This window comes from Cardiobacterium sp., assembly GCF_057314735.1.
Genome location: NZ_DBHKZK010000061.1, coordinates 14,562 through 40,653, shown reverse-complemented (window position 1 = coordinate 40,653; position 26,092 = coordinate 14,562). Strand labels below are relative to the sequence as shown.

Below are 26,092 nucleotides of genomic sequence, written 5' to 3'. Positions count from 1 at the left end.
TGACAAGGAGGCATACAAAAAGCGGCATCTGGTGGAGAATTTCTTCTGCGATTTATAGCCATCCACCGAAAGTTTCAGACAAGACGCGCCGCTGAAGATAGTACGCGGTTGTACGGCGAAGCGGCGCAACACAGTATGAGGCTTTCGGTGGATGGCTATAAAGGAATACAAGAAGATAGCGATGCGTTCAGAGAAGACTGACGAATCCTTCGCTGCCAATATTTATTTGGCGGCTACGATTTTAAGTCTCACATAGTTGTCAACAGGCCCTAGCGAATAACGGTCATCTGTACTCTTGGGCACGCCATGCAGTACGAATAGCCTGCTATCTTCGCAAAAAAGAAAACTGTTACTCCAAGATACTAACGTATAGGTACATTTAAAACACCATACATTTCGGGATGCTATCTCGTCAGTTTCCCTGATATGACTTAATCATATAATTTGGCTGCTCCAAAGCCCCCATACATTTATGCATATCCCACTCTATATCTATATTTCCTACCAATTCTCGGGGACCCAAAGCATTACGATCAAAAAAACGATCCATATGCTTATAGTATCCTGTATTTAAACGCCAAATTGCACCCCATCTTTCACGAGTCCAAATATCACCTTTAACAGCCAACTCAACATCATCATATAAATGATGCAATTCAGGGCTCTCCAGTTGGTTTGCCCCGCTAATCTTTGATTTAAGATAACCTGGCGGAAAAGCGCGCTCATAATGTCCCGTCCTCGCATCCATAGAATGAGAAGGCAATCGGGCTAAGAACGGCTCAGATAGTGCCATGGGGTCAATCCAATAGGATTGATAACCACCTTTCCAAGGCTGCATTCCGATAAAACAAGATATATAGATACCAGGGTTGCGATATACCAAGCTCCCAGTATAGAACCACCCATAAGATTGATACCACCCTTCAAGTGGGCCTATAACCGGTTTTAGCCCCAAGTATTGATAATAAAAGCCACGCTCATCAGCATTACCATGTACATCAATAACTGGAGCCGTATAAGTAATCGGAGAAAATAAAGTAAGAGCAAGTGGCGAGCGTATGAAGACAGAAGTAAGAGCTACAGGTACAAAAAGCATCATCATGAAGACAATTTTTCTTTTATCATTAGAAGGAATTATTATGACCATTATGATAATTGCCATGACCATAGAAGAGCTCAAAAAACGCCCCAACATATAATCTGCCCCAACATAACACAAATAGACTATTTGTAATATAATTCCTGTTGCCAATAGAAGTGCAATATTTCGCTTAAAGAGACCGCACAAGACGGCAAGAAATACAATTGAGAGTGTAACGGCATCATTCAGTAAATTAAACTTAAAATATTCATACGCCTTACTTAAATTTTTGGATAACGGCACACCATTATTTACTTTTGCGAGTGCTGTATTGGGAACAAAACTACCATAGTAAATAATTGAGAAAATCTCCCAAAAAATCATAGGTAATAACCCCAGTAAGATATAAAGCAAAGCTTTGGGTTCCTCCCGAATTGCGCGAATAAACAAATATAAAGACGCAGGTAAAACCAACAAAATACCATCTGGTCGCGTCAAGAATAGGCCCGAAAAAATTAGACTACACCATAATAATTTATGTCGAAGAGATATATCCTGGCTAACAAGAAAATAAACATATCCTACTATTAGAATATGTAATAATGAATTTTCCAGTCCTGATGATGAATAATCCACAAAAGCCCGAGAAAACAATAAAATAATTATGACCAGTAATGCTTGAATAGGCGTATCCGGTTTGTTCTTGGCAACCAAACGAGCATAAATATATAAAAAACCAAGCAAGCACAGATAGTTTAAAACCAATGCTACATAATATGGCGAATGGGCAATAAAATTTCCAATAACAAGCAATATATACCATAACGGGTGCGTATAGACTTGAACCCGCTCACCAATATTCCAGACAGGGCCATATCCAGCAAGCATATTATCAACAGAGCGAAAAGTAATAAACGCATCCTCTGCCACCCAAGCAGTATTGATAAAAGCCAAACTAAAAAGGCAAAATATAACGAACAATACAAAACGAAAAGAAAATAACTTAGCCATATTTTTCCTCAGTAAAAGAACAAAACACTCCATGTCTCAAGAGATAGGGAGAACCCACTAACCGTAACATAGGCGAATCAGCTATCGAGTCCGAATAAGCACGACTATCCGGGAAATGCGAACCATACAAGGCTTTGATTCGACGTACTTTAGCCTCACCATAACAATTTTCGCCATCAATTTTACCAGTTAATATTCCATTCTGAATTTGTAAACGTGTCCCTATTACGTCATCAAATCCATAATTCGCAGCCCAATATTTCAAATAAATTTCAGGAGAGGCGCTGACCAAAATACAAGAAAATCCTTCATTTTGGCATTGTCGCAAAATTTGTAATCCATTACTACGCAAAAAAATTGTCAAATCATCTTGGGCAAACTGTTTGGAAATTTCCCTAATATCACTTTCCTTTTTATTTGAAAGAAAACTACTTAAAATTATTTCCTTCGCTCTATGATTTTCAATAAATTTAAGCAAATATCCCAATAAGACAGGGCTATGAAAAAGGATTTTTTTATAAAAGGTACTACTTCCCGACACCTTGCGCAAAAAAGGCAACAAGCTGTCTTTTACAGTCAACGTGCCATCAAAATCAAAAAAGGCAAAAGGGCGGTTCATAATGATAACCGTTTAAAAATAAATTCAGGGATCGATTTAATAATACACATAATACCTTGCCAAAACCAAGGCAAATATACTTCCCCCTTTCCCTTACGCATTGCATTCACAATTCCTTTAGCTATTTTTTCAGGGTCAGCCCAAAGCACACCATCTCGTTCAAATCCATCTGTCATCGGAGTTCGAACGAATCCGGGCTTAATAGTAACAACCGAAATATTTTTCTTCATCAATCTATTTCGTAGCCCTTGCATAAAAATAGAGACCGCCCCTTTGGCACTGCCATAAACATAATTGCTTTGACGCCCTCGATCTCCGGCGACGGAGCTGATAGCTGCAATAACACCACTCTCTTTTTTCGTAAACAGATTGGCAGCTATGGATAGCAAGCTGATAACACTTAATGCATTAATGTGGAAACTATCTAGCATTAATGGAATGTTATTCTCGCAATCTGGTTGTATCGGTAAAATACCATGCGCCACTAAAACACTATCTAAACTTCCCAAAGATTCCTGCGCCATAGAAAAAAGTGCTTCATGACGAGAATAATCTGTTAAGTCTGCTGTTATGCCAGCAATAATTTGTTCTGGTGCAGCACGAACCTTAAGATCTGCAAGTAAAATATCCAGTTTCTCTTTATCACGAGCAATACAAAAAACAGATGCCCCATTTTGAACTAGTTGCTGTACTGTACACGCTGCAATAGCAGAGGTTGCACCAAAAATAACGGTACGATTTAACGTATTCATTTTGTAACGCGTTCCCAAAAATGTGAAGAAAATTTTGAATCTATAAAAGCAGAAAAAGCTTCCCACTGAGGATAGTGGGAGCGAAATAATGAACCCGGCATTCGTGCGTCTTTCCCAGGATAAAGTACCCCCTGATATTCATTGACAATAGCATCCAGCCTCGAAAAAAGACGCGAAGTTACATCACCTTTATTGGGAAAATCCAAAGCTAATGTAGTACCAGCACGTGGGAAAGAAAGCATTCCAATCGAAGGAATATCACCAAAACTTTTTAAAACTGCCAAAAACGATCCCTGCCCACTATGGTTAATTGCAGCCAGCAATTTTCTTATTCCTTCCTTCTCACTATGCGGTGGAAATACGCATTGATACTGATAAAATCCGCGATACCCGTAAATTCTATTCCAGTCATAAATGCCATCCAATGGGTAAAAAAATGGTTTGTATCCGGTTAAACCTGTCTTGTTTGTGCGATTTTTATGATAATACAATGTATTAAATACCTTGACACTCAAATTATTAACCAAGGATAATGGCATTTCAAATGGCACCCGCCAGTTATGACCAACGGAAGGGAAAGGTTGTTCCACCGCTGAGGCATGGCGGCCTAAAAACATCACACCTCTACCAGAAGAAAGACAATCAATCCACGATGCGCTACATGGCCATAAAGGTTGCATTGCCTGATTAAGTTCCCAATATTCATCCAAATCTCGAAAGCTGCGATTTTCCGTCCACATCAGTGGATTATGTATAGGCATCAATTGTATTTCTGCCCATGTAATCAGGCCTGTTAGACCTAACCCGCCTACAGTAGCCGCAAATAGCTCTTTATTTTCTTGCGGAGACAGAATTAATCGACTCCCATCAGAACGTAGCAATTCCATCTTGTTGACATGATGGCCAAATGTGCCTGCAACATGATGGTTTTTCCCATGCACATCATTAGCAATCGCTCCCCCCACTGTAATTAGTGCCGTTCCTGGAGTAGTAGATAAAAACCAGCCATGTGGTACAACCAAGGCTAAAATATCTGACAATTTCGTTCCAGCATAACATTGTAATATGCCATTTTTACGATCAAATGAGATGAATTTATTGAGTCCCAGTGTTTTTAACAAAACTCCCTTTTCTGTTAAACAGACATCGCCATAACTACGAGCGTTTCCTTGAACCGTAAAAACGGGTGTTGATATCCTCTTTGGAAGCACAGGCATATCTAGCGAATGAATTTCCGCAGGACGCAAATGTGGTAAACGATTCCATGAAAGATAGAGACTGCTCATCTAAATCTCCTGACAAAATAAAATTATAACAACATAAATATACTGTCATCCCAATTCTTATTCATCCTTGGGCTCACGATAACTTCGGAATAAGGCCAATATACCAATGGCTACGGCAAACCATAAGGTCGTCATACGAATAAAGACGGTTAAGGCTATGGCTGCTGGCATATCAATTCCCCGCACTATCAATAGTGATATCATAGCACCCTCCGCACCGCCAAGACCTCCTGGTAAAAATGATAAAGCGCCTATCAATACAGATAGAGAATATACAAAAATAGCAAAAGTAAAGCTCGAATAGTCACCAAATCCAGCCCAATATAAAACTAAATAAAATGCGACAGCTTCACACCCCCAGGCTAAAATACTTATAGCACTACTTAAAAACATAATTGTCGGAGAATGACAAAGCCGTACCTGCTGTATAATCTCCAATACATGAAACAACCATTGATGTTTACTTTCGGTGCATTGGATTTTTTTACGTATCAGATTAACAATAGGGGGGTAAAATAAAATCAATAAAAAAAACAGAATAAGCATTATTGTTATTAAAATAGGCAATCTTGCTTGTGGAAAATTCCACAAACCAATACAGGATAATGCCACAATACCCAATAAATCTGAGAAGCGCTCACTAACGAGTGCAGCTAAGGATGATGAAATAGGTACTCCTTTTTGACGCAAAAAAAAGCAACGAATTCCCTCTCCCGCTTTTCCTGGTGTCGTCGTCAATGCAAATCCGGCCAAATAAATTCGCCAAGAAGACATTGATGGTACAGAATAATTCAGATGTCTCAAGTAAAGCTGCCAACGGAAAAAACGTAACAGATAATTTAGCAATGACAACAGGAGGGAAATTATCAATCCAGTCCACCCGATTCTTTGCATTACTGTCCATACAGCGGTACGTCCCGCATAAACAGATGCTCCTACATAGAGCAATATTCCAATGACTACAGAAAATATTACAGCCTTAATACGCCAAGAAAGCTGATCCGGTTTTTGTTCCAATTCATGTTCTTTTTGTTCCAATTCATGTTCTATTGACATATCAATATTACCAGCGTCATACCAACCCAACAGCTTCCCGTCAAAAGCAAATGTTTATCGGTAAAAAGATCCTTGGCCGTATCCGTCCCTTTACCGTGTCGATGTAGCAAAAACAGATAGCGGAAGATACCGTAAATTACTAAAGGAAGGGTATAAATCAGCTTACTTGTTCCCTGCGTCCGAATTGTTTGATACGAGACCGTATAAAGTCCAAAGCTGATAATCGCACACGCTGCCGTTATTGACGTAAACTGCTCCAGCATCGCCGTATTATATTCCGTCAACACCCGGCGAGATTTTTCTGCAAATGTATCGTCTGCCATTGCAGACTGTAATAACTCTGATGTGCGTTTACAGAAGCCCAAAAAGAGTGTCAACATCATGCCACAAAGTAATAACCACTCAGAGGGAGCTATTCCAATACCCCAAGTTCCAGCTAAAAGACGCAGCATAAAACCCATGGAGATTACGAATACATCCAATAAAACAATATGCTTCAGGCATAAGGAATAGGCAATATTCATCACAATATACGTCAACAGAATAGATACAAGTATCCAGTCCTTAAGTAAAAGGGTAGGAATAAACGTAACTAAAAATAGAATTATTGCGAGTTTTCTTGCGGCTGTAATTGATACTTTGCCGCTTGGAAGTGGACGGTAGCGTTTCTTTGGATGTGCCCTGTCTGCTTCTATATCAGACAAGTCATTTAATATATAAACAGCACTTGCAGATAGTGAGAAGGCACAAAAGGCCCAAGCTGCCTGCAATAGTGTATATATATCCCATTGTCGTGAGAAAAGAACGCCTACCAAGACAAAACTATTTTTAACATACTGGTGAGGACGCAGTAATTTTATGAGGTATTTAAATTTTTCCATTATTTATTTTCTAGTTGTCGAACATCGAAATCTGGTTGACAGGCAGGAATATTCAAATTATTTGCGGCACAATTAATCTTGATTTTTTCATTTATACGCCCAATAAAATCTTCGCGTGCTATATTGTTTATAGCCATCAATTCATGATAAGACTTTTTGGCTTCATCATTTTTATTTTGCAACAAATTCAGTATAATATCGAGCGTCAGCGTACTTGTGGTTTTATAGGGGCCATTATATTCTTTTGCCTTCTCAAAAATCATGGCAGCTTCTTTGATATTGTGCTCAATTTCCAATAACCCCAATGCATAACTATAATAAATTGCAAAAACATCACGTCTTGAAAGACCCTCGACCTGATAATTTTCACCAATTTCGTCCAAAACATCCGAGTATTCCCGAAGAAGTTTTATTCCTTCCGGATCTTTTTGATCCACCAAATATTGACCATATATAATAAAAGTTACCGGACGAAAGACCCCCGTCCTTTTTATTTCCTCCCGTTCTTTAGACATTAGTTCCTCTATATCCTTGCGAGGTACGTTAAATTCCATCATTGCACGCAAGAGCATAGGATGAAAAATGTGATTGTATTTTTCTTGAAAGATACTTATATGATACCAAAATTTCAGTTCATTTTGCCATATAGGTACCAATTGTATTGTTATGAATGTTATGGATGCCGCATAAAACATTCCGGCAGATATTGCAATAATTTTTCTTTTTTCCGCGAGGAAGGACAAGCCCAAAGCCACCAGAATAATAAAAAACGGCATCGCAGGAGAGAGAAAACGATCCTGGACAATATTGGCAGCCGTAGATATCGGGATTAAATATATAACCAAGGATATCATAATGAGATACCCCAAGATAGCGAAGACGAAATTCATTCTTCGCTTAAACCCAAAAAATACTACGGACGCGACAAATAAACATACCGCCCAAGAAACTATTTTATTTAATGGATTTACAAAATACTCAATAGGTAAAAACAACCCAAGATCATAGAATGGTAGCAGCGTTCTCGTAATATATTCTTTTATTGAGATTACTGGTATTTGGTTAATGATATATGTTTTGTAAATATAAGACGCTCCCATACCAAGGTGAGTCATACCACTAGCATAATACGCGCGTATAAATAAATAAATTATCGTTAACCCAAGCAAATTTACGAGTAGTGCATAATTTTTTACGAAAAAACTTTTAAATACCGGCGACCATGGTTCGCTATTAGAATGGTGCGCGAGCACCCATGTGCAAAATAGTGATGGAAGAAATAAAATTCCTGTTTCTTTGGAACCGAGCGCCGCCAAATATGCAAGTGATACAAGCAACGCGCGAAGCATTCCAGGTCGAATAGCTAAAAAAGCATAAATTGCCAGTATCAGAAAAAATGTGGCAAATGTATCAAATCGTCCTGCCACCCAAGCAGTTGCTTCAATATTCATGGGATGGCACAAATAGATAAGTGCTGATATTCCCGCTATCAAACCAGCAGACGCCGTTTTGCGCAAAATAAATTTAACGAGATGAAAGAGTAGTAAAGCCCCCATATAAAACACGACCAAATTTATGCCGTGGCTTACCCGGGGGCGCAAACCAAACAAATGAAATTCAGAAAACCAGCTAAGATGTACCAAGGGACGAAAATAACTTGTTCCTTCCAAAACAGGGCGTGCGATTAATTGCCAACTTAATGGATTATTGAGCAATTCCGGATTGTAAACAAAAAGTTCCCTATCATCCCATACATAATCAAATGCTAGCACCTGTCCATATAATAAAAAGAACAGACAAAAGCTAAACACATAAAATGCCACAATGCTGACATAAGGATACTTTTTCAGGTTATTCATCATTCCATTATTCCATTAAATTCACAATTAGAACCGCACGCCAATTCAGAATATCATCAAGACATTGTATTATATTTTAGTCAAACAGTCCAACAAAGATATTTTATTGACACGAAGTTGGCAGCCTGCGCTCTCCAACACTACCGCTACATTTCCAGCTAATGATCTGTCTATTCGTTGATTGCGGTACAGGTGTGATTATAACATTCTTTCCTGAATTGGCGCCTTTATCAAAGGTTATGGTAATAACCCCTGTATCTGGTGTTAAAACAGCTCCACCTGCAGGAAAATATTTTCCTTGCAGCAACTGTGTTGTTGCCATCAAATCGTCGCCCGCCGGGGGAAAATGTCCCTTGTCCCAATATTTTACTGCGATATCATTTTTTAATCCCGCCGTTACTACAAGTGCTTCACTTGCTTGTGTGCGGGCCAAATAGTCTTGATAGGCAGGAATGGCCAGTGAGGCAAGAATTCCAATGATGGCAACAACGATCATCAACTCAATTAAAGTAAAGCCTCCTTGCCTTACACGCACAATATTCATCATAAATTTCTCCGCATAATCTAAAAAAGCCCGGCATATAACCGGGCTTTCGTCTTTTCTGCTAATGAGCCGAAAATTATTGGCAAGTAGAAGGCAGACGGCGTTTTTCGATAGTGCCAGAGCAAACCCACTTGGTGATTTGACCAGTTGCGGTGTTGAGAACCGGAGATACAACCAGGTTTTTGTTAGAGTTAGCACCAGCATTGAAGTTGATGGTGTAAGCACCGGTAGCGTTATCAACGCTTACAGAACCTTTAGAGAAATATTTACCGCCCAATTCGCTTACAGTGCCAGCAACGTTCGGGTCGCTTTGTACGCCATTCAGGGTAGAGTTGGCAGAAGCATAAACGCCGATGTCAGCTTGCAGACCAGAAGAAGCTTTGAAACCTTCAGAAGCTTGGGTACGAGCCAGGTAGTCTTGGTAAGCCGGCAGAGCGATAGCAGCCAAGATACCGATAATGGCGATAACGATCATCAGCTCGATGAGGGTGAAGCCTTTTTGCATTTTTTTCATGAGATTTACTCCATTAGTTTTTCGGGTTTGAATTACAGCATTCGCTGCAGGTTGTAACAGCGTTTGCTGTTGTGAAGATATATGCTTCGGCTGTGCCATGTTTGTTGCGACATTATTTTTCAAATAGTTACGTGTAAAATCTGCCAAAGATGGTGAAAATTGTCCCAGTTTTGGGCGGGATTGGGGGCGTGCTGAATACGCTTTGGCCATTGGTCGCTTGCCGCATTCTGTCGTCCGCTGCCGCGCCGTGGCAGGTTATGCCGCTTTCAGACGGGCGTCGTCGTTATGCGGCATATGTGAGCTCAATACCGCATCACTGCGCCGCTGCGCCGGGGCAGTTATGGTAAAGTAGGGTTGTACCTTGTATAGAGGTGCGTTGTTCAATCGACAGGAGAATCCCATGCGCTACAAAAATGTCTTGCTTGTGACTGATTTGCGTGAAGACAGCGACATCGTCGCCAGTCGTGCCAAATGTATGCTGGAAGACCCGGACGCGAAGTTGCGTGTCTTGCACGTGATGGAGGAGACCGTCCTCACCGCCGGCTACGAAATCGTGCCGATCATCCCTATCAGCAATGAAGATGAAATCATCTCCGGTGCGCGCGAGAAGATGCAGCAACTGCTGGCACGGCACAAAATCATCGCCGACGATGCCCACGTTGAAACCGCGCTTTCCACCCGCCGCGGCATCCTGGATTACTGCGAAAAAATCAAACCGGATCTGATTGTTATTGGCCGCCATGTGCGCACCGGCCTGGCATCGCTGCTCGGTGCGACTGCGGATGACATCCTGCCCGGTGTGAATTGCGACGTGCTCGTCGTCAAACTTGGCGAGCCGGTATGACGCAAAACGTCCAGCGTTGTGCGGAAATCAGCCTGCCTGCGCTGCAGACCCTGCTCGGCGCGTATGGCCTGCAAGTGGCCATGCTGCCGGAAAATGCCGACATCCCTGGCAGTTACTGGGGCGCGCCGGAAGCGGGGCTGGTGCTGGACACCCTTTATATTCGCCCGGACACGCCGACCCATTCTGCCCTGCACGAAGCGGGGCACTGGATCTGCATGGACGATGCCCGCCGCGCCAAGCTGCATACTGACGCGGGTGGCACCGTCCTCGAAGAATGCGCCGTCAATTATTTGCAAATCCTGCTCGCCGAAGCCCTGCCCGATGTTGGCCGCGAACAGATGCTGCGCGACATGACCACCTGGGGCTACAGCTACCGCGAAGGCAGCGTGTATGCCTGGCTGGAAGGCGACGCCGCCGATGCCATTGCCTGGCTGCAACAGCGCGGTCTGATTGACGCCCAGCGGCAGAGAATTACCCACCGGTAAAACCCGCAGCGGGGTCGCCGTGGCATACTGCGCCCCGCTTTATCAACCCAAATCTTTCCAAGGAGAGAACTTAATGACATACAGCAAAATCCTGCTTGCCACCGCCATCGCCGCCACCATCGGCAGCGTCCAGGCCGTAGAACTGAAAAACGAGTCCGACAAGGTCGGCTACGCACTCGGCGTGGACATGGGCTCCACCGTCAAAGAAATTGGCGGCGACAAAATCAACCTCGAAGCCGTCATCAGTGGTCTGAAAGACGCCGCCGAAGGCAAAGAGCTGGCGATGAAGCGCGAAGACATGGACAAAACCATGCAAACCTTCGCCGAAGCACGCATGAAAGAAATGCAGGCGCAGCTTGAAAAAGAAATCGCCGCCAACGCCGAAGCGGGCAAAAAATTCCTCGACGAAAACGGCAAAAAAGACGGCGTGAAGACTACCGATACCGGTCTGCAATACAAAGTCGAAAAAGAAGGCAAAGGTGCCAAACCGACCAAAAGCGACAGCGTCACCGTCAATTACGAAGGTCGCCTGCTGGACGGCACCGTTTTTGACAGCTCCTACGAGCGCAAAGAACCGGTGACCTTCAACGTCTCCGACGTCATCCCCGGCTGGGTCGAAGGCCTGCAACTGATGAACGAGGGCAGCAAATACACCCTCTACATCCCGTCCAACCTCGCTTACGGCGAAACCGGCGCCCCGCCGAGCATCCCGCCGAATGCCACCCTGACCTTCGATGTCGAACTGCTCAAGGTAAATGGCGACACGGCCAGGGCAGAAGCCAAAGCCGCTGATGCCCAAGCTGCGGCCAACCCGACCGAAGCCAAACCGGCAGATGCCAAAGAAGCGAAAAAATAAGCGCCCTGCTGCGGCAACAACCAACGGCACCTGTAACGGGTGCCGTTTTTTGTCATCCCTGACGTGATACCATCGCTGCTCCAATCCCGCCGAAGCCTCCCATGACCGACTACCTCACCACCTGCCAGACCCGCATCGAAACCGTGCTGGCGCAAGCGCTGCCACCGGCGGGCGAACGCCTTGCCGATGCGATGCGCTACGCCACCCTCGGCGGCGGCAAACGCCTGCGCGCCGCGCTCCTCTACGCCACGGCTGACGCCTTCGCCGTACCGCTGGACACCGTTGACGCCGCCGCCTGCGCGGTAGAAGCCATCCACGCCTACTCGCTCATCCACGACGACCTGCCCGCGATGGACGACGACGACCTGCGCCGGGGACGCGCCAGCACGCACCGTGCCTTCGACGAAGCGACCGCCATCCTCGCCGGCGACGCGCTGAACACCCTCGCCTTCGCCCTGCTGGTGGACAGCACGCTCCCGCCTGCGATTAAGCTGGCACAAATCCGTACCCTTGCCGACGCGGCCGGCTGGGCGGGAATGATAGGCGGACAAATGCGCGACATGGCGGCGACCGGGCGCGCGCTCACCCTGCCTGAGCTGCAAGCCGTGCATCGGGGCAAAACCGGCGCGCTGATACGCGCCGCACTGCACCTCGGCGCGCAACCCGCTGCCGACTACGCCGCACACGCGGCGACGCTGGACGCACTGGGCGAACACCTCGGCATCGCCTACCAAATCGCCGACGACATATTGGACGCCACCGCCGACAGCGCCGCCCTCGGCAAAACGGCGGGCAAAGACGCGGCGCAAGGCAAAAACACCTATCCCGCCCTGCTTGGCCTGGACGAAAGCCGCGCCGCGCTTGCCACCCACAGCGCGCAGGCAGACGCCGCCGCCGCCCGCCTGCCGCACGGCGCGCCACAACTGCGCGCGCTGCTCGCCCGCATCAGCGGACGTAATCATTAGGTGCTGTTTACAATTCAGATCTCCCTCCCCTGCAGGGCGAAGCCCGCAGCGGGGGAGGGGTGGGGGTGAGCGATATAGCGTATGAAGTGAATTTTCTGTTTTTCAATGGATTGCACTGCGTCTCATCCAACAACGGGATTGTTCGGTATTCAGCCTGTTGGGTAACGCTCGTACCTCGCTAACCCAACCTACGAACGAAATCATCGTGTTATGACCAATTGTAAACACACCTTAGAAAAATCCAAGACACCAAACCATTTACATACACCTTCCCCGCCATCCTGTATGTAAATACCACCGCAAACCCCAACCAGGCAACCCGCCATGCACAAAGAAAAATACCCCGTCACCCCCGCCATCCGCTTTTTGCGCGAGCACAACATCGCCTACGAGCCGCACGTCTTCGCCTACGAAGAGCACGGCGGCACCGCGCAGACCGCTGCCGAACTCGGCCTTGACGAGCATCAGGTCATCAAGACCATCGTCCTTGCCAACGAAGAAAAACACGGCCTCATCGTCCTCATGCACGGCGACCGCGAAATCTCGACGCGCAACCTCGCCCGCCAGCTCGGCATGAAGCACATCGAACCGGCAACAGCGGCGCAGGCAAGCAAATGGACCGGCTACCTGTTCGGCGGCACCTCGCCCTTTGGCACCAAAACCGCGCTGCCGGTGTACGTCGAAGAAAGCATCTACGCGCTGGAGCGATTGTGCATCAACGGCGGCAAACGCGGCTTCCAGGTCATCATCCGCCCGCAAGACCTCGCCGTGCTGAAGCCGCAGACGGTCAACGTTGCGGTGGCATGACCATGCCGGAAATCCTCGTCATCGTCGCGCAAAGCGACAACGGCGCCATCGGCTGCGACGGCAAAATGCCGTGGCACCTGCCGCGCGACCTGCAATACTTCAAGGCGCAGACCCTCGGCCACCCGGTCATCATGGGACGCAAAACCTGGGACAGCATTGGCCGTGCGCTGCCGGGGCGACAAAATCTGGTCATCAGCCGCAATACGGCACTCGCCCTGCCCGATGCAGACACCTGCCCCGACCTTGCCACCGCCCTTGTCCGCGCCCGCGGCGACAAAATCTTCATCATCGGTGGCGCGACCATCTACCGCCTCGCGCTGCCGCTGGCCGACACCTTGCTCATCACCCGGGTTCACACCACCGTCGCCTGCGCCGATACCTTTTTCCCGCCGCTTGACCCCGCCGACTGGCAGGAAACCGCGCGCGAAGACCATCCCGCCGACGCTGCCAATACTTGGCCGCTAAGTTTCTGCCGCTACGCGCGCCGTACCAACTGAGCGGCGTTTTCTGACAATCCCGATGCAGCCCATCTGCACCGCCCGCCTCATCCTGCGCCCCTTTGTTGCGGGCGACCTTGCCGCGCTGACCGCGATGCACCAGCACCCTGATGTCTATCGCTGGCTTGGCGACGGACACGCGCCGACCGCCGCCGCAACCGCCGCCCGCCTGGAATATTACCGCCAGCCATTGCCCGCCCCCGCCGCCATTCTTGCCATCACCCCGCACGACGACCCGGCACGCCTGCTTGGCACCATTCTGCTCAAACCTGTCCCGCTGTCGCAGGGCGAATACGGCGCGACGGAATATGAAATCGGCTGGCACCTGCATCCTGCCCATTGGGGTAACGGCTACGCCACGGAGGCGGCGCAGGCGATGCTGCTACGCGCACGCATGGCCAAATTGCGGCAGGTAGTTGCCGTGACCTATCCCGACAACTGGCGCTCGCAGGCGGTAATGCAGCGCCTCGGCATGACAAAATCCGGCATGACGCGCCGCTATTACGACACTGACACCCTGCTGTTTACGTTGCAATTGTCGCAGTCGTAAAACCGCTGCTATTACCGGATGAACTTGCAACAGTGGTAATGGCTCGGACGCGCCCCTAAAAACCTGTTCAAAATCTTGGGGGAATCGCATTTTTCCGTATGCTTGTGTAGGGAACTGAAAACCAGGAAAACAGCTAATATGCCTTCTCTCCCTGTGGGGGAACCCGAGTGGGGCAGCAAACCATCCGCGTCAGCGACGCATATATAGCCATCCACCGAAAGCCTCATACTGTGTTGCGTCGCCTGACCGGGCACCCTAAAAAATGGCGAAGCCATTTTTTAGGGAAACCCGCGCCGTACAACCGCGTACTGTCTTCGGCGACGCGCCTTGTCTGAAACTTTCGGTGGATGGCTATAAAACGACGCAAACAGTCCCTGGTCGATAGCGTTTTAGCCTCCCATTTGTCCTATAGCCCGGAAAAACCGTGCCACCCACACCCGCAAAACCTACCGCCACACAATCTGCGCCTTGCCCATCGCCAGCCCGTACACCCTGGCATTATTCCTGCCGCTGCTGGTAATACGAAACTTCTCGGCGGGCGCGCCCAAATGCTTGTTCAGCGCCTTAAAAATACGGGCAGAGCCTTCGCGCAAAATGCGGTGCATTTCCTCATAATTCGAGCTGGCAAGAAAATCACTATAGCGTTCGCCATTATCGGCATATTCCTTCGAATAAAAACAGCAAAAATACCGCGCCAGCAATGCCATATCCTCCTTGCCAATATGCTTGTCTTCCTCATACAGTGCAACCATTGCCGCATACAGCGCAAATAACTGTGGCGACAATTTTAGCGGCGGCAAACGGCCAAAGCGCAATAATTGCCCGACCACATCAATCTCAATACGCCAGTCCGTCCATTGCAATTGCGTCTGTTCCACCGCCTGCCCATAAGTCCAGTTTGCATCTAGCACCAAATTAGGCATCCCATCGCGCATCCGTACAAACGGAATATCAGCCAACATCACTTCTGCCTTGTCGGTAGAAACCTTACCCTGCGGCGTGTCAATCCATTGCGGCACGCGTGGCGGGAAAAAGAAATCACGGTTAGCCTCAAACGGCTCATTAATCAACACGTGCGACAACCGATCCTGCACGCGACCAAACAGCGACAACGCATAACCAATATAAAACCCCATCGACTTGCGTCCGCCCGCAATCGAAACGTGCAATGCCGTATCCTCCTCACGGCAAAGATCATGAATAAAGCGGACAATCATATCCGCCGCCAGATTATTTTCCGCAGGCGTGCGAATATCATCGAGTACATTGCCCTGTGCATCACGAATCAAATGAATATACTCAGGCGTAAAGCCAATACCATTGGGCGCATAATCAGCACAAAAACGGGAGAAATGCTCGTCCGCAAAAAGCGCGGTGCGGATTTTCTCCGCCCCGGCTCCGGTGGTCAAAACGTGTACCTCATCTGGCAGCCATTGCTGCTGCACAACCAGCGCATATAACGTTTCCGTGACAATCTGCGGCGACATTCCCGTCACCGCGACCAAAATATTGCGTTTCTTGTTCATAACGTTCCCTCACAGGTTAGCGACAGCGATAGCTGCCAATAGCGTTTGCCATGCAATCATTATTGCAGCCATTTGTTTTAACCAGCATTCTAACACATGAATCATGCAAATATGACAACACCCTATCTCAATAGATACAAACGCCAAACAATACCTTCCCAGATAATATTATCTGCCCCAAAGAAGCCAATTATCAGCGTGCAGCGTTTGGCTCGCCTATCTCTTTAACAGCGTCAGTGACGTATTGCCATTGTTGAAATTTCCGGTCAGACAGCCTGCCGTAAATTTGTGGCTGTTATCGAAAAAAATATTATAATTTCTGGGTGCCTTCCCAATCTTTTCCAAAGCATTTTCGGCAACTTGCCTGCTACCAATAGCTTCTTCTCCCATGCAGGAAACATAAATATCTTTCAAAGCGAAACTGGAAAGGGAATACGCTGGAGTCACAATTTCCATTTCACCTTTGCCGTTGAGATGGACAATGCGATTATCGCCAATATAAATGCCGGAATGTTCTGCAACGCCTGCAGGAAGATCGCAATACAGCACACTACCAATAGCCGGTTTTACCTTGGTATCCCGATTTTTTTTGAGGGATTTGATCAAGCCGCATACGGAATTTATTGCAGGAATTGCAATCAGAACACTGATACCTAAAACGACATTACGGCCAGTATTATTTTGTTCGCTCATGAAGTCCTCCTGCTTGCTTGTTGCGGGACATGATAATCGTCCCTGCAAAAAGTACCAGAATGACAAAATTGTTGCGTTATGAGTATTTCCCCGGAGGCTGTTTGCAATTAAAAAATCCTTCCTCCCCTGCAGGGCAATACCTGCAGCAGGGGCAGAGAGGGATGGGTGATATGGCTCCCGAAGTTAGCAAGTTGGATTACGCTCGTACCTCGCCAACCCAACCTGCGCGTAAAATCATCAATTGTAAATACAGGCTGGAATAGGGCGACAAACGGCGATTCAGCAGGATTTTGAACTTCATTACTTTGCGAGGTAGCAAGTACAAATAATAGTCTGGAAAGAAATCTGTTTATGGCAATTTGCGCGCATTATGTAGTGGATATAACAATTCTCGCAAAGCAGCAAATGTAGGTCGCCATTCATGCCCGACCTACGCGGCTCTTCAGATATACCTAAAAATTGTCGTACAGAATTTTATGAGGATTGCTATACATCCTGCCAGCAGCGGCAAATTTGTCGCATAAAAAAGCCCGCCAACGCGGGCGGGATAAAGCGGTAATCCCTTTGAAGCAGGGACTAATTTTTAATATCCTGCGCCGCGATGGACGCGCCGCACTACGTCGTAATCCCTTTGAAGCAGGGACTAATTTTTAATTCAGAAAAGAAGAAAAGGAAAAGGTTCTGAATGGGTCGCAATCCCTTTGAAGCAGGGACTAATTTTTAATGCCACCATGTGCGATTACATGACGGTGGATTGTCGCAATCCCTTTGAAGCAGGGACTAATTTTTAATTCCCGATGACGCTTACCCCGCAAGACTTGCCGTGTCGCAATCCCTTTGAAGCAGGGACTAATTTTTAATAATATGCTGGACAGCAACGGTGGCGACGCCTACGTCGCAATCCCTTTGAAGCAGGGACTAATTTTTAATCAGCAGGATGGCTTCATCCTGGCCGTCGTCCGTCGTCGCAATCCCTTTGAAGCAGGGACTAATTTTTAATCAGCAGGATGGCTTCATCCTGGCCGTCGTCCGTCGTCGCAATCCCTTTGAAGCAGGGACTAATTTTTAATATATCCGCGCTATCGCACCCATTGGCATGAGGAATGTCGCAATCCCTTTGAAGCAGGGACTAATTTTTAATCCGCAAAAAGGTCAGCAAGACCGAAGAACTTGAGTCGCAATCCCTTTGAAGCAGGGACTAATTTTTAATAAGTGCAGACACCTAAACAATATGCACAAGCGAGTGTCGCAATCCCTTTGAAGCAGGGACTAATTTTTAATACAAAAAGGCTGCATTTGCAGCCTTTTTTCTTTTGTCGCAATCCCTTTGAAGCAGGGACTAATTTTTAATCCGACTTGTGGCGCGCCCTTGTTGAGGGCTGGAGTCGCAATCCCTTTGAAGCAGGGACTAATTTTTAATCCAATCCATGTGGCACGTTGGGCTATTACCTCGCGTCGCAATCCCTTTGAAGCAGGGACTAATTTTTAATGCATCATCCATCCAATAAGTCTAACCGCCCGTCGCAATCCCTTTGAAGCAGGGACTAATTTTTAATTGGTTAAGGCAAGCGCTAACACCTCAACAATCTGTCGCAATCCCTTTGAAGCAGGGACTAATTTTTAATACATCCGCTACAAGCTGGCGTATACCTGCCGATAGGTCGCAATCCCTTTGAAGCAGGGACTAATTTTTAATAGCGGAGTTTTTACAGGTCGCCGACACCGCCAGCGTCGCAATCCCTTTGAAGCAGGGACTAATTTTTAATAAGTATGCGCTGCATAAGGCTTTGCCAGAATTGTCGCAATCCCTTTGAAGCAGGGACTAATTTTTAATGATACCAATCCCAAGGTATTTGCCGTTCTCGAAGTCGCAATCCCTTTGAAGCAGGGACTAATTTTTAATAGCGGGGTGTGTTTTTCCTCCTTGTTTTCAGTTGGTTACAGAGGGCGTTTCCAACTTTTGCAAAGGTGAAAAAGTTGACGCTGCGGGTGTTGTTTTTATTAGGGTTTTTCATGGCGGTTTTTGGGTGGCCGGTGTTGTCCGGGATGGGCGTATTTTACTGTATTGGGTCAGGTTTTTGTATGATTCGGTTTTTTGTTGTTTTTGGCGGGGTGTCTTTTGGATTTTTAATTCCCGGGCGGGCGTTGTTTACAGGCACCAGATGCCTTCCGGGGTTTTGGGGTGGTATTCGTAGCAGAGGCTGGCGGCAGGCAGGCGCCAGGCGCGCAGGTCGTCTTCGTTTTTGCTCATTTGGGCGAGTTCTTGCCAGAGGTGCTCAAACTGGCCGGGGCTGGCGCGGTAGAGGAAGGTGCTGTTTTGTAGCGGGATGGCTTCTTCGCAGAGGCGTTTGTGGATTTTTTGCAGGCGCCTGGGCGCGGCGATGTCGTAGGCGATGAGGTAGTCGGGCATGGTTCTGTCCAGGTTATGTTTCGGGCATCGGTGGTTTTTTCTCTGACGCTACCCCCTCCCCAGCACTCCCCCGGGCCCCACGCAAAATGCAGACGCATTTTGCGTGGGTACCCGCCCGCTGCGGGCTTCGCCCTGCAGGGGAGGGGGCTTTGGTTTACATACACATGGAGCGCTCAGGTGTTTGTATAGCCATCCACCGAAAGTTTCAGACAAGGCGCGCCGCTGAAGACAGTACGCGGTTGTACGGCGAAGCGGCGCAACACCGTATGAGGCTTTCGGTGGATGGCTATAAATGGTTGGAGTTGTTGTATGGGCAACGTGTCTGCCGCGAGTAACCCCACCCCAGCCCTCCCCCACGGGGGGAGGGGGCCGTTCGGGTTATGTTTCGGGCATCGGCGGGTGTTCCTATGGCGCTACCCCCTCCCCAGCACTCCCCGGGCCCCACGCAAAATGCAGACGCATTTTGCGTTGGAACCCGCCCGTTGCGGGCTTCGCCCTGCAGGGGAGGGGCTTTGGTTTACATACACATGGAGCGCTCAGGTGTTTGTAAGTGGTTGGAGTTGTTGTATGGGCAACGTGTCTGCCGCAAGTAACCCCACCCCAGCCCTCCCCCACAGGGGAAGGCGCTGTCCGGCGGACGGGCTACAGGGTGAGCAGCGCTTCTTCTTCGAGGAAGGCGGCGGCGCAGTTGCGGGTTTGCGGGTGGTTGAAGCAGGCGTTGCCCAGCGCGTGCAGGAGTGCCACGCAGCGTTCGCGCATTTCGCCCTGCCAGGTTTTGAGCGCGTTTTCAAAGGCAGGGTAGTAGCGGGCGCGTGCGGCTTTGCCCATGTGGCAGGCGTCGCCCTGCATGGTGAAGTCTTCGGGGCGCAGGGTGTGTTCGCGGAAGGCGTCGATGGTCCAGGTTGTTACGAGCGGGCGCATGGCTTCGATGAGGTCGCAGGCGAGGGATTCGCGGTTGTGCGTGATGCTGTGGTAGTAGCCGATGCAGGGGTCCAGGCCGGTGAGGTGGATGTGGCGCACCATGGCGTAGTGCAGCAGGGTGTAGCCGAGCGAGAGGCCGACGTTGTACGGGTCGCGCGGCGGGTTGCGGTTGCGTCCGCTGAAGTGGAGGCTTTCTGGCAGGACGCTGGCGATAGCGGCAAAGGTGGCAGCGGCGGCGCTGCCTTCGATGCCGCGCAGGGTGGCGAGGTCGCTCACGGTTTTTTTGAGTTGGCAGCGGCGCTGTTCGAGTTGTGCGAGGGATTCGTGGATTTGGTGTCCGCCGTGATGCGGGCGGGTTTGCAGGTCGCGCAAGAGCTCTTGTTCGCGCTGGATTTTTTCGGTAATCCAGGTTTGTGCCTGCTGGATGCAGAAGGGGTTGTCCTGGCTGAGGTGCGCCTGGGCGAGGCGGCGCAGGGCGTCTTTGCGCGCGCAGGGCAGGTAGATGGCGGGCTGTTGGCTGCGGCCGCTGAGGATGAGGACGCCGATGTCGTGAGCGCCCAGTTTGCCGAGGTCGGCGGCGCTCAGGGTGAGGTCGCCCTTGATGCAGATGCGGTCGATGAGGTGCAGCGGCAGGGTGCTGGCGCGTTCGCCGTTTTCATAGAAGACGAGGGTGTTGCCGGAGACGGTCATGCGGGTGTTTTTGCGGTCGATGTAGAGGGTGCTCATGGTGTTTCTCCATTTAGATGATGAGCAGGGGCGCGTCGGCGGGGCTGGCGGCTTTGGCTTTGCCGAGCAGGCGCGTTTCGGTCTGTTTGGTCACGCGGAAGATGTGCAGGCGGTCGGTGGCGGGGTCGAGTTGGGGCGGGATGGTGTAGAGGAGGCGGCGGTATTCGGCGTCGCTCAGCCAGCAGCAGAAGAGGGATTGTTGACCGCCGGTGGCGTAGCCCTGGAGGATGCGGCGCACGTGCGCCTGGGTGCGGGTGTCGCTGATGTCGTAGGCGATGAGGTACGGGGTGCGGTGCGGCATGGGATACGTCCGGCGGGTGCCTGGGGTGATGCTACGGCGGCGGGCGCGGTTTGTCCGTTGTGGCAATTTTGCCGGGGCGGGCATCTTGGCGTTCCCTGGTCGCCCGCTATATGATGCGGGCTTTTCTTTTGCAGGAGGTTTTATGCGGCAAGATTGGCGATGTGAGCCGGTGGATGCGGTTGCTGGCACGGTGCGCGTGCCGGGCGACAAGTCCATTTCCCACCGCGCGATTATGCTCGGCGCGCTGGCAGAGGGGACGACTGAGGTCAGCGGGTTTCTTGAAGGCGAGGATTGTCTCGCCACCATGCGCGCGTTTCAGGCGATGGGGGTGGAGATTGTCCACCACGGCGCCGGGCGGGTGACGGTTCACGGTGCGGGGTTGCACGGGCTGCGCGCGCCCGCCGCACCGCTGGATGTCGGCAACAGCGGCACCAGTATGCGCCTGCTTGCGGGCGTGCTTGCCGGGCAGCCTTTTAATAGTGTGCTGGTCGGCGACAGTTCTTTGATGAAGCGGCCGATGCGCCGCGTGACGGAACCGCTCGCGCGGATGGGCGCGGAAATCGCTACCAGCGAGGCGGGTACGGCGCCGCTCGCCATTCATGGCCGCCCGCTGCATGGCATTGATTACACCCTGCCGGTGGCGAGCGCGCAGTTGAAATCCGCGCTGTTGCTCGCCGGGCTGTTCGCCGACGGTACGACGCGGGTGACGGAGCCGGGTGTCAGCCGCGACCACAGCGAGCGGATGTTGCGCGGTTTCGGCGTGAGCGTTGAGAAAGTCGGCGCGACGCTGGCGATTCGCGGCGGGCAGCGGCTTTCCGCCTGCGAGGTGGTAGTACCGGGCGATGTGTCTTCGGCGGCATTTTTTTTGGTTGCCGGATTGATTGCGCGCGAGGGCGAGCTGCTGCTGGAGAATGTCGGCATGAATCCGACGCGCGCGGCGGTGGTGGAGATTCTGCGGGCGATGGGCGGCGATATTGCGGTGTTGAACGCGCGCGAGGCGGGCGGCGAACCGGTCGCTGATTTGCGCGTCCGTCCGTCGCGTCTGCATGGCATCACGATTGATGAGGCGCTGGTGCCGATTGCGATTGACGAGTTTCCGATTTTGTTCATCGCCGCCGCTTGTGCCGAGGGCGAGACGCGGGCGACGGCGCTGCATGAGCTGCGCGTTAAGGAAAGCGACCGTTTGGCGACGATGGAGGCAGGCTTGCGCGCGCTCGGTGTGGATTGCGCCGCGTCGGCGGATGCGATGGTGATTCACGGCAAACCCGGCACGGCGTTCTCCGGCGGCATGGTGGAGAGTCTCGGCGATCACCGCATCGCGATGAGTTTCGCCGTCGCCGCCTTGCGCGCCGCCGCGCCGATTGTGGTGCGCGATTGCGCCAATGTGGCGACGTCCTTCCCGTCCTTCCGCACACTGGCGCAGAGCGTCGGCATGGCGGTGCGCGATGCGTAAGGTGATTACCGTCGATGGGCCGAGCGGCGTCGGCAAGGGCACGCTGTGCCAAAATCTCGCGCGCGAACGCGGTTGGGCGTATCTCGATAGCGGCGCGCTTTACAGGCTGGTCGCGTTACAGGCGCTGGCGGCGGGCAAGATTGACGCGCCCGCAGCGGAAATCGCGGCGCTGGTCGGCGCGATGCGGATTGATTTCCGCCTCGATGACAGCGGTTGCACGGTGCTGCTGGACGGCGCACCCGTCGGCGGCGAGTTGCGCACCGAGCGTTGCGGCAATGCGGCCTCGAAAATCGCCGCTTATCCTGAGGTGCGCGCCGCGCTGCTTGATTTTCAGCGGCATTTCGGCGGCGATGCGCCGCTGATTGCCGACGGGCGTGATATGGGGACGGTCGTTTTTCCCGACGCGCCACTCAAATTTTTCCTGACCGCATCGGCGGAAATCCGCGCCGAGCGGCGCTATAAACAGTTGTTGGCACAAGGAGAATCTGTTAATCTTCGCGCCATCTACGCCGAGATAGCCGAGCGCGATGCGCGCGACCGCTCCCGCAGCGTAGCCCCGCTCAAACCAGCTTTGGATGCGGTGGTCATTGACACGGGTACTTTGTCAATTGCGGACGTGCAGCAGCAGGTAAACGCCGAAATTGCCGCACGTTTTTCTTTTTCCTAACCCCTTTCTATCAACCAGAGTCATCTATGGAATCATTTGCTGAGCTTTTTGAAAAAAGCATCGAAACCGCCGAATTAAAACCCGGCTCCATCATCAAGGCCGAAGTCGTGCAAATTAACAAGGACTTTGTCGTCCTGAACGCCGGCCTGAAATCCGAAGGCTTCATCCCCGCCGCCCAGTTCACTGATGAAAACGGCAATCTGACCGTTAATGTGGGCGATACCGTGGAAGTCGCCCTCGAAGCCCTTGAGGACGGTTTCGGCGAAACCAAAATCTCGCACGAAAAAGCACAACGCATCCGCACCTGGGAAGTGCTGGAGCAGAAATTCAACGACAGCGAAACCATCACCGGCGTTATCTCCGGCCGCGTCAAGGGTGGCTTCACCGTGGACGTTGAAGGCGTCAAGGCATTCCTGCCCGGCTCCCTGGTTGACGTGCGTCCGGTCAAAGACCCGGCGCTCAGCGAAGGCAAGGAAATTGACTTCAAAATCATCAAACTCGACCAAAAACGCAATAACATCGTCATCTCCCGCCGTGCCGTCCTCGAAAACGAATACAAGGCCGAGCGCGACGAAGTGCTGAAAAACCTGCAAGAAGGCGACGTCGTCAAGGCCGTGGTCAAAAACCTCACCGACTACGGCGCCTTCCTCGACATCGGCGGCGTGGACGGCCTGCTCCACATCACCGATATGGCGTGGAAACGCATCAAATACCCGTCCGAAGTCGTCAACATCGGCGACGAAGTCGAAGTCAAAGTCCTCAAATTCGACCGCGAACGCGCCCGCGTCTCCCTCGGCCTCAAACAACTCGGCTCCGACCCGTGGGGCGACATCGCTCAGCGTTACCCGGTCAACAGCCAAACGCGCGGCAAAGTCACCAACATCGCCGACTACGGCTCCTTCGTCGAAATCGAAGACGGCGTGGAAGGCCTGGTACACGTCTCCGAAATGGACTGGACCAACAAAAACGTCAATCCGCGCAAATTCGTCGCCGTTGGCCAGGAAGTCGATGTCATGATCCTCGAAATCGACCCGGAACGCCGCCGCATCTCGCTCGGCATGAAACAGTGCCAGCCGAACCCGTGGCAAGAATTTGAGAAAAAATTCAACAAGGGTGACCGCGTCAAAGGCCAAATCAAATCCATCACCGACTTTGGCGTCTTCATCGGCCTCGAAGGCGGCATCGACGGCCTCATTCACCTCTCCGACCTCTCCTGGGACGAAAACGGCGAAGAAGCCGTGCGCCACTACCAAAAAGGCCAGGAAGTGGAAGCCATCATCCTCGGCATCGACGCCGAACGCGAGCGCATCTCGCTGGGCGTCAAACAACTGAGCCAGGACACTTTCTCCGCCTTCGCCTCCGCCCACGGACGCGGTTCCGTCGTCAAAGGCACCGTCACCGAAGTGGACGAACGCCAGGCCGTCATCAAACTGACCGACGACATCAACGGCATCCTCAAAGCCTCCGAAGCGGCAATCGAGCGCGTTGAAGACCTGACCAAACTGCTCTCCGTTGGCGATGAAGTCGAAGCCAAAGTCATCAACGTCGATCGCAAACACAAAACCTTCAACCTCTCCGTGCGCGCCAAAGACGTCGCGGACGAAAAAGCCGTCATCCAGGACTACACCCGCAAAGAAAGCCACAGCGGCACCTCGCTGGGCGACATCTTCAAAGAGCTGGGCAACTCCGAAGACTGATAAAGCCAACGCCGCCGCACCACAACGTGCGGCGGCATCGCCTTCGCCCGACGGAAAGGAGCTCACATGACCAAATCCGAACTGATAGACCGCCTCTGTATGCGCTACCCGCAACTGCGCAGCCAGGACGTAGAAGAAACCGTCAAACTCATCATCGAAAAAATCTGCCAGAGCCTTGAAAAAGGCGACCGCGTCGAAATCCGCGGCTTCGGCAGCTTCTCCCTGCACTACCGCGAAGCGCGCACCGGGCGCAACCCGAAAACCGGCGACTCCGTTGAAGTGCCGTCCAAATCCATCCCCTACTTCCGCGCGGGCAAAGAGCTGCGCGAGCGCGTGGACCAAAATGCCGACGCCTGAAGCCCCCCGAACAAACCCGAAACAGCGCCGCTTGACGGCGCTGTTTGCCATCCGCCACCGCACTACCTGGGACAAATACGGGATACTGCTGATGAGCGGCATCGCCCTCTTTGCCCTCGCTGCACAAAGCGAACCCGCTCCCGCCGAATTTCGCGGCGAAAAAGGCCAAACCTACCACTGCGCCCTCGACAAAATCAGCGACGGCGACACCGTCATCGCCACCTGTGCACGGCAAAAACTGCACATCCGCCTCGCCGGCATTGACGCTCCGGAAATGGGACAAACTCCCTACGGCGAACAATCCCGCGCCGCCCTCGCGCAGCGCCTGCCGCACCACTTTGAAATGCGCTACCTCGGCCAGGACTACTACCACCGCAGCCTCGGCATCCTCTACGACATCACCCGCGACGTGAACCTGACGATGATTGCCGACGGCTACGCCTTCGCCTACGCGGGCAAAGACACCCCGCGCGCCTACCGCGACGCGGAAAAACAGGCGCGCCGCACCCGCAAAGGCTTCTGGCTCTCATCCAAACCGCCGGAAAACCCGAAAACCTGGCGACGGCATCACCTCTAAAACCTGTTCAAATCCCCCTCCCCTGCAGGGCGAAACCCGCAGCGGGAGAGGGATTTTTCAAATTGCAAACAGCACCTAACGCCAATCCCCGCAAAGAAAAACAGGGAGCGCACCGCTGCCCTTGCGATGCGGGAAGCCCCCGCCCGGCGACAATCCC

At 50.9% G+C, this 26,092-nt stretch carries 26 protein-coding genes and 1 CRISPR repeat array; of the genes, 12 read left to right on the top strand and 14 right to left on the bottom strand.

What is annotated here, in order from left to right; all coding sequences use genetic code 11:
* Window positions 1–412: 412 nt before the first annotated feature.
* The 9 genes from ACO54Z_RS09025 to ACO54Z_RS08985 all read right to left on the bottom strand — a co-directional run bounded on the left by ACO54Z_RS09025 (window position 413) and on the right by ACO54Z_RS08985 (window position 9,603).
* Window positions 413–2,092: a hypothetical protein gene (locus ACO54Z_RS09025; RefSeq protein WP_485996708.1), complete on the bottom strand. Its 1,680-nt coding sequence runs from the start codon at window positions 2,090–2,092 to the stop codon at window positions 413–415.
* Window positions 2,085–2,711, bottom strand: a complete 627-nt coding sequence (locus ACO54Z_RS09020) for an HAD-IB family hydrolase (protein WP_485996707.1) — start codon at window positions 2,709–2,711, stop codon at window positions 2,085–2,087. The genes ACO54Z_RS09025 and ACO54Z_RS09020 overlap by 8 nt, the downstream gene beginning before the upstream one ends.
* Window positions 2,708–3,463: an SDR family oxidoreductase gene (locus tag ACO54Z_RS09015; protein ID WP_485996706.1), complete on the bottom strand. Its 756-nt coding sequence runs from the start codon at window positions 3,461–3,463 to the stop codon at window positions 2,708–2,710. Before ACO54Z_RS09015 ends, ACO54Z_RS09020 begins: the two co-directional genes overlap by 4 nt.
* Window positions 3,460–4,749, bottom strand: coding sequence for an FAD-binding oxidoreductase (locus ACO54Z_RS09010; protein ID WP_485996705.1), 1,290 nt, complete (start codon window positions 4,747–4,749; stop codon window positions 3,460–3,462). Before ACO54Z_RS09010 ends, ACO54Z_RS09015 begins: the two co-directional genes overlap by 4 nt.
* A 57-nt stretch (window positions 4,750–4,806) precedes the next feature.
* Complete coding sequence (locus tag ACO54Z_RS09005) at window positions 4,807–5,805, bottom strand: lysylphosphatidylglycerol synthase transmembrane domain-containing protein (protein ID WP_485996704.1); 999 nt, start codon at window positions 5,803–5,805, stop codon at window positions 4,807–4,809.
* Window positions 5,796–6,686 carry a decaprenyl-phosphate phosphoribosyltransferase gene (locus tag ACO54Z_RS09000; RefSeq protein WP_485996703.1) on the bottom strand — a complete coding sequence of 297 codons (891 nt, stop codon included), beginning with the start codon at window positions 6,684–6,686 and terminating at the stop codon, window positions 5,796–5,798. Before ACO54Z_RS09000 ends, ACO54Z_RS09005 begins: the two co-directional genes overlap by 10 nt.
* Window positions 6,686–8,548 carry a glycosyltransferase family protein gene (locus ACO54Z_RS08995; RefSeq protein ID WP_485996702.1) on the bottom strand — a complete coding sequence of 621 codons (1,863 nt, stop codon included), beginning with the start codon at window positions 8,546–8,548 and terminating at the stop codon, window positions 6,686–6,688. Before ACO54Z_RS08995 ends, ACO54Z_RS09000 begins: the two co-directional genes overlap by 1 nt.
* Before the next feature lie 100 nt (window positions 8,549–8,648).
* Window positions 8,649–9,092, bottom strand: a complete 444-nt coding sequence (locus tag ACO54Z_RS08990) for a pilin (RefSeq protein ID WP_485996701.1) — start codon at window positions 9,090–9,092, stop codon at window positions 8,649–8,651.
* A 73-nt stretch (window positions 9,093–9,165) separates the two neighbouring features.
* Window positions 9,166–9,603 (bottom strand): pilin, encoded by a 438-nt coding sequence (locus tag ACO54Z_RS08985; RefSeq protein ID WP_485996709.1) that lies wholly within the window; start codon window positions 9,601–9,603, stop codon window positions 9,166–9,168.
* Between the two features lie 400 nt (window positions 9,604–10,003).
* Here ACO54Z_RS08985 and ACO54Z_RS08980 point away from each other — a divergent pair, with 400 nt between their 5' ends.
* The 7 genes from ACO54Z_RS08980 to ACO54Z_RS08950 all read left to right on the top strand — a co-directional run bounded on the left by ACO54Z_RS08980 (window position 10,004) and on the right by ACO54Z_RS08950 (window position 14,607).
* On the top strand, window positions 10,004–10,447 hold the full coding sequence (locus ACO54Z_RS08980; RefSeq protein WP_298080792.1) for a universal stress protein: 444 nt from the start codon (window positions 10,004–10,006) through the stop codon (window positions 10,445–10,447).
* Complete coding sequence (locus ACO54Z_RS08975) at window positions 10,444–10,932, top strand: hypothetical protein (protein WP_485996700.1); 489 nt, start codon at window positions 10,444–10,446, stop codon at window positions 10,930–10,932. The genes ACO54Z_RS08980 and ACO54Z_RS08975 overlap by 4 nt, the downstream gene beginning before the upstream one ends.
* A gap of 73 nt (window positions 10,933–11,005) precedes the next feature.
* Window positions 11,006–11,788 carry a BamJ family beta-barrel-assembly machinery protein gene (bamJ, locus tag ACO54Z_RS08970; RefSeq protein ID WP_485996699.1) on the top strand — a complete coding sequence of 261 codons (783 nt, stop codon included), beginning with the start codon at window positions 11,006–11,008 and terminating at the stop codon, window positions 11,786–11,788.
* Between the two features lie 101 nt (window positions 11,789–11,889).
* The gene (locus ACO54Z_RS08965; RefSeq protein ID WP_485996698.1) at window positions 11,890–12,753 is read left to right on the top strand and encodes a polyprenyl synthetase family protein; all 864 of its coding nucleotides are present in this window, start codon (window positions 11,890–11,892) and stop codon (window positions 12,751–12,753) included.
* 324 nt (window positions 12,754–13,077) lie between these two features.
* On the top strand, window positions 13,078–13,560 hold the full coding sequence (ybaK, locus tag ACO54Z_RS08960; protein ID WP_485996697.1) for a Cys-tRNA(Pro) deacylase: 483 nt from the start codon (window positions 13,078–13,080) through the stop codon (window positions 13,558–13,560).
* Complete coding sequence (locus ACO54Z_RS08955; RefSeq protein ID WP_485996696.1) at window positions 13,557–14,057, top strand: dihydrofolate reductase; 501 nt, start codon at window positions 13,557–13,559, stop codon at window positions 14,055–14,057. The genes ybaK and ACO54Z_RS08955 overlap by 4 nt, the downstream gene beginning before the upstream one ends.
* A gap of 22 nt (window positions 14,058–14,079) precedes the next feature.
* Window positions 14,080–14,607: a GNAT family N-acetyltransferase gene (locus ACO54Z_RS08950; RefSeq protein ID WP_485996695.1), complete on the top strand. Its 528-nt coding sequence runs from the start codon at window positions 14,080–14,082 to the stop codon at window positions 14,605–14,607.
* A 446-nt stretch (window positions 14,608–15,053) separates the two neighbouring features.
* On the opposite strand, the gene csm6 is transcribed toward ACO54Z_RS08950, so the two are convergent.
* The 5 genes from csm6 to cas2 form a co-directional block, all read right to left on the bottom strand.
* Window positions 15,054–16,133 carry a CRISPR-associated ring nuclease Csm6 gene (gene csm6, locus ACO54Z_RS08945; RefSeq protein WP_485996694.1) on the bottom strand — a complete coding sequence of 360 codons (1,080 nt, stop codon included), beginning with the start codon at window positions 16,131–16,133 and terminating at the stop codon, window positions 15,054–15,056.
* Between the two features lie 216 nt (window positions 16,134–16,349).
* The gene (locus ACO54Z_RS08940) at window positions 16,350–16,826 is read right to left on the bottom strand and encodes a lecithin retinol acyltransferase family protein (protein WP_485996693.1); all 477 of its coding nucleotides are present in this window, start codon (window positions 16,824–16,826) and stop codon (window positions 16,350–16,352) included.
* Window positions 16,827–17,378: 552 nt separating this feature from the next.
* Window positions 17,379–18,729: a CRISPR direct-repeat array (repeat unit 36 nt; unit sequence GTCGCAATCCCTTTGAAGCAGGGACTAATTTTTAAT).
* Between the two features lie 246 nt (window positions 18,730–18,975).
* Window positions 18,976–19,236, bottom strand: a complete 261-nt coding sequence (locus tag ACO54Z_RS08935) for a CRISPR-associated endonuclease Cas2 (protein ID WP_298079912.1) — start codon at window positions 19,234–19,236, stop codon at window positions 18,976–18,978.
* Between the two features lie 642 nt (window positions 19,237–19,878).
* On the bottom strand, window positions 19,879–20,883 hold the full coding sequence (cas1, locus tag ACO54Z_RS08930) for a CRISPR-associated endonuclease Cas1 (RefSeq protein ID WP_485996692.1): 1,005 nt from the start codon (window positions 20,881–20,883) through the stop codon (window positions 19,879–19,881).
* A 13-nt stretch (window positions 20,884–20,896) separates the two neighbouring features.
* The gene (cas2, locus tag ACO54Z_RS08925) at window positions 20,897–21,184 is read right to left on the bottom strand and encodes a CRISPR-associated endonuclease Cas2 (protein ID WP_485996691.1); all 288 of its coding nucleotides are present in this window, start codon (window positions 21,182–21,184) and stop codon (window positions 20,897–20,899) included.
* Window positions 21,185–21,326: 142 nt separating this feature from the next.
* Here cas2 and aroA point away from each other — a divergent pair, with 142 nt between their 5' ends.
* From aroA to ACO54Z_RS08900, 5 genes are all read left to right on the top strand, one after another.
* A complete protein-coding gene (aroA, locus tag ACO54Z_RS08920; RefSeq protein WP_485996690.1) occupies window positions 21,327–22,637 on the top strand; it encodes a 3-phosphoshikimate 1-carboxyvinyltransferase in 1,311 nt (436 codons plus the stop codon).
* Window positions 22,630–23,304 (top strand): (d)CMP kinase, encoded by a 675-nt coding sequence (gene cmk, locus ACO54Z_RS08915; protein ID WP_485996689.1) that lies wholly within the window; start codon window positions 22,630–22,632, stop codon window positions 23,302–23,304. Before aroA ends, cmk begins: the two co-directional genes overlap by 8 nt.
* Window positions 23,305–23,330: 26 nt before the next feature.
* Window positions 23,331–25,001 (top strand): 30S ribosomal protein S1, encoded by a 1,671-nt coding sequence (gene rpsA, locus ACO54Z_RS08910; protein ID WP_485996688.1) that lies wholly within the window; start codon window positions 23,331–23,333, stop codon window positions 24,999–25,001.
* A gap of 66 nt (window positions 25,002–25,067) precedes the next feature.
* Window positions 25,068–25,358, top strand: coding sequence for an integration host factor subunit beta (locus ACO54Z_RS08905; protein WP_298079895.1), 291 nt, complete (start codon window positions 25,068–25,070; stop codon window positions 25,356–25,358).
* A gap of 31 nt (window positions 25,359–25,389) precedes the next feature.
* A complete protein-coding gene (locus ACO54Z_RS08900; RefSeq protein ID WP_485996687.1) occupies window positions 25,390–25,935 on the top strand; it encodes a thermonuclease family protein in 546 nt (181 codons plus the stop codon).
* Window positions 25,936–26,092 lie beyond the last annotated feature (157 nt).

What these genes read in the sequence shown, in the direction of transcription:
- ACO54Z_RS09025 (WP_485996708.1), bottom strand. Translation starts at nt 2,092, where the DNA reads ATGGCTAAGTTATTTTCTTTTCGTTTTGTATTGTTCGTTATATTTTGC.
- ACO54Z_RS09020 (WP_485996707.1), bottom strand. Translation starts at nt 2,711, where the DNA reads ATGAACCGCCCTTTTGCCTTTTTTGATTTTGATGGCACGTTGACTGTA.
- ACO54Z_RS09015 (WP_485996706.1), bottom strand. Translation starts at nt 3,463, where the DNA reads ATGAATACGTTAAATCGTACCGTTATTTTTGGTGCAACCTCTGCTATT.
- ACO54Z_RS09010 (WP_485996705.1), bottom strand. Translation starts at nt 4,749, where the DNA reads ATGAGCAGTCTCTATCTTTCATGGAATCGTTTACCACATTTGCGTCCT.
- ACO54Z_RS09005 (WP_485996704.1), bottom strand. Translation starts at nt 5,805, where the DNA reads ATGTCAATAGAACATGAATTGGAACAAAAAGAACATGAATTGGAACAA.
- ACO54Z_RS09000 (WP_485996703.1), bottom strand. Translation starts at nt 6,686, where the DNA reads ATGGAAAAATTTAAATACCTCATAAAATTACTGCGTCCTCACCAGTAT.
- ACO54Z_RS08995 (WP_485996702.1), bottom strand. Translation starts at nt 8,548, where the DNA reads ATGATGAATAACCTGAAAAAGTATCCTTATGTCAGCATTGTGGCATTT.
- ACO54Z_RS08990 (WP_485996701.1), bottom strand. Translation starts at nt 9,092, where the DNA reads ATGATGAATATTGTGCGTGTAAGGCAAGGAGGCTTTACTTTAATTGAG.
- ACO54Z_RS08985 (WP_485996709.1), bottom strand. Translation starts at nt 9,603, where the DNA reads ATGAAAAAAATGCAAAAAGGCTTCACCCTCATCGAGCTGATGATCGTT.
- ACO54Z_RS08980 (WP_298080792.1), top strand. Translation starts at nt 10,004, where the DNA reads ATGCGCTACAAAAATGTCTTGCTTGTGACTGATTTGCGTGAAGACAGC.
- ACO54Z_RS08975 (WP_485996700.1), top strand. Translation starts at nt 10,444, where the DNA reads ATGACGCAAAACGTCCAGCGTTGTGCGGAAATCAGCCTGCCTGCGCTG.
- bamJ (WP_485996699.1), top strand. Translation starts at nt 11,006, where the DNA reads ATGACATACAGCAAAATCCTGCTTGCCACCGCCATCGCCGCCACCATC.
- ACO54Z_RS08965 (WP_485996698.1), top strand. Translation starts at nt 11,890, where the DNA reads ATGACCGACTACCTCACCACCTGCCAGACCCGCATCGAAACCGTGCTG.
- ybaK (WP_485996697.1), top strand. Translation starts at nt 13,078, where the DNA reads ATGCACAAAGAAAAATACCCCGTCACCCCCGCCATCCGCTTTTTGCGC.
- ACO54Z_RS08955 (WP_485996696.1), top strand. Translation starts at nt 13,557, where the DNA reads ATGACCATGCCGGAAATCCTCGTCATCGTCGCGCAAAGCGACAACGGC.
- ACO54Z_RS08950 (WP_485996695.1), top strand. Translation starts at nt 14,080, where the DNA reads ATGCAGCCCATCTGCACCGCCCGCCTCATCCTGCGCCCCTTTGTTGCG.
- csm6 (WP_485996694.1), bottom strand. Translation starts at nt 16,133, where the DNA reads ATGAACAAGAAACGCAATATTTTGGTCGCGGTGACGGGAATGTCGCCG.
- ACO54Z_RS08940 (WP_485996693.1), bottom strand. Translation starts at nt 16,826, where the DNA reads ATGAGCGAACAAAATAATACTGGCCGTAATGTCGTTTTAGGTATCAGT.
- ACO54Z_RS08935 (WP_298079912.1), bottom strand. Translation starts at nt 19,236, where the DNA reads ATGCCCGACTACCTCATCGCCTACGACATCGCCGCGCCCAGGCGCCTG.
- cas1 (WP_485996692.1), bottom strand. Translation starts at nt 20,883, where the DNA reads ATGAGCACCCTCTACATCGACCGCAAAAACACCCGCATGACCGTCTCC.
- cas2 (WP_485996691.1), bottom strand. Translation starts at nt 21,184, where the DNA reads ATGCCGCACCGCACCCCGTACCTCATCGCCTACGACATCAGCGACACC.
- aroA (WP_485996690.1), top strand. Translation starts at nt 21,327, where the DNA reads ATGCGGCAAGATTGGCGATGTGAGCCGGTGGATGCGGTTGCTGGCACG.
- cmk (WP_485996689.1), top strand. Translation starts at nt 22,630, where the DNA reads ATGCGTAAGGTGATTACCGTCGATGGGCCGAGCGGCGTCGGCAAGGGC.
- rpsA (WP_485996688.1), top strand. Translation starts at nt 23,331, where the DNA reads ATGGAATCATTTGCTGAGCTTTTTGAAAAAAGCATCGAAACCGCCGAA.
- ACO54Z_RS08905 (WP_298079895.1), top strand. Translation starts at nt 25,068, where the DNA reads ATGACCAAATCCGAACTGATAGACCGCCTCTGTATGCGCTACCCGCAA.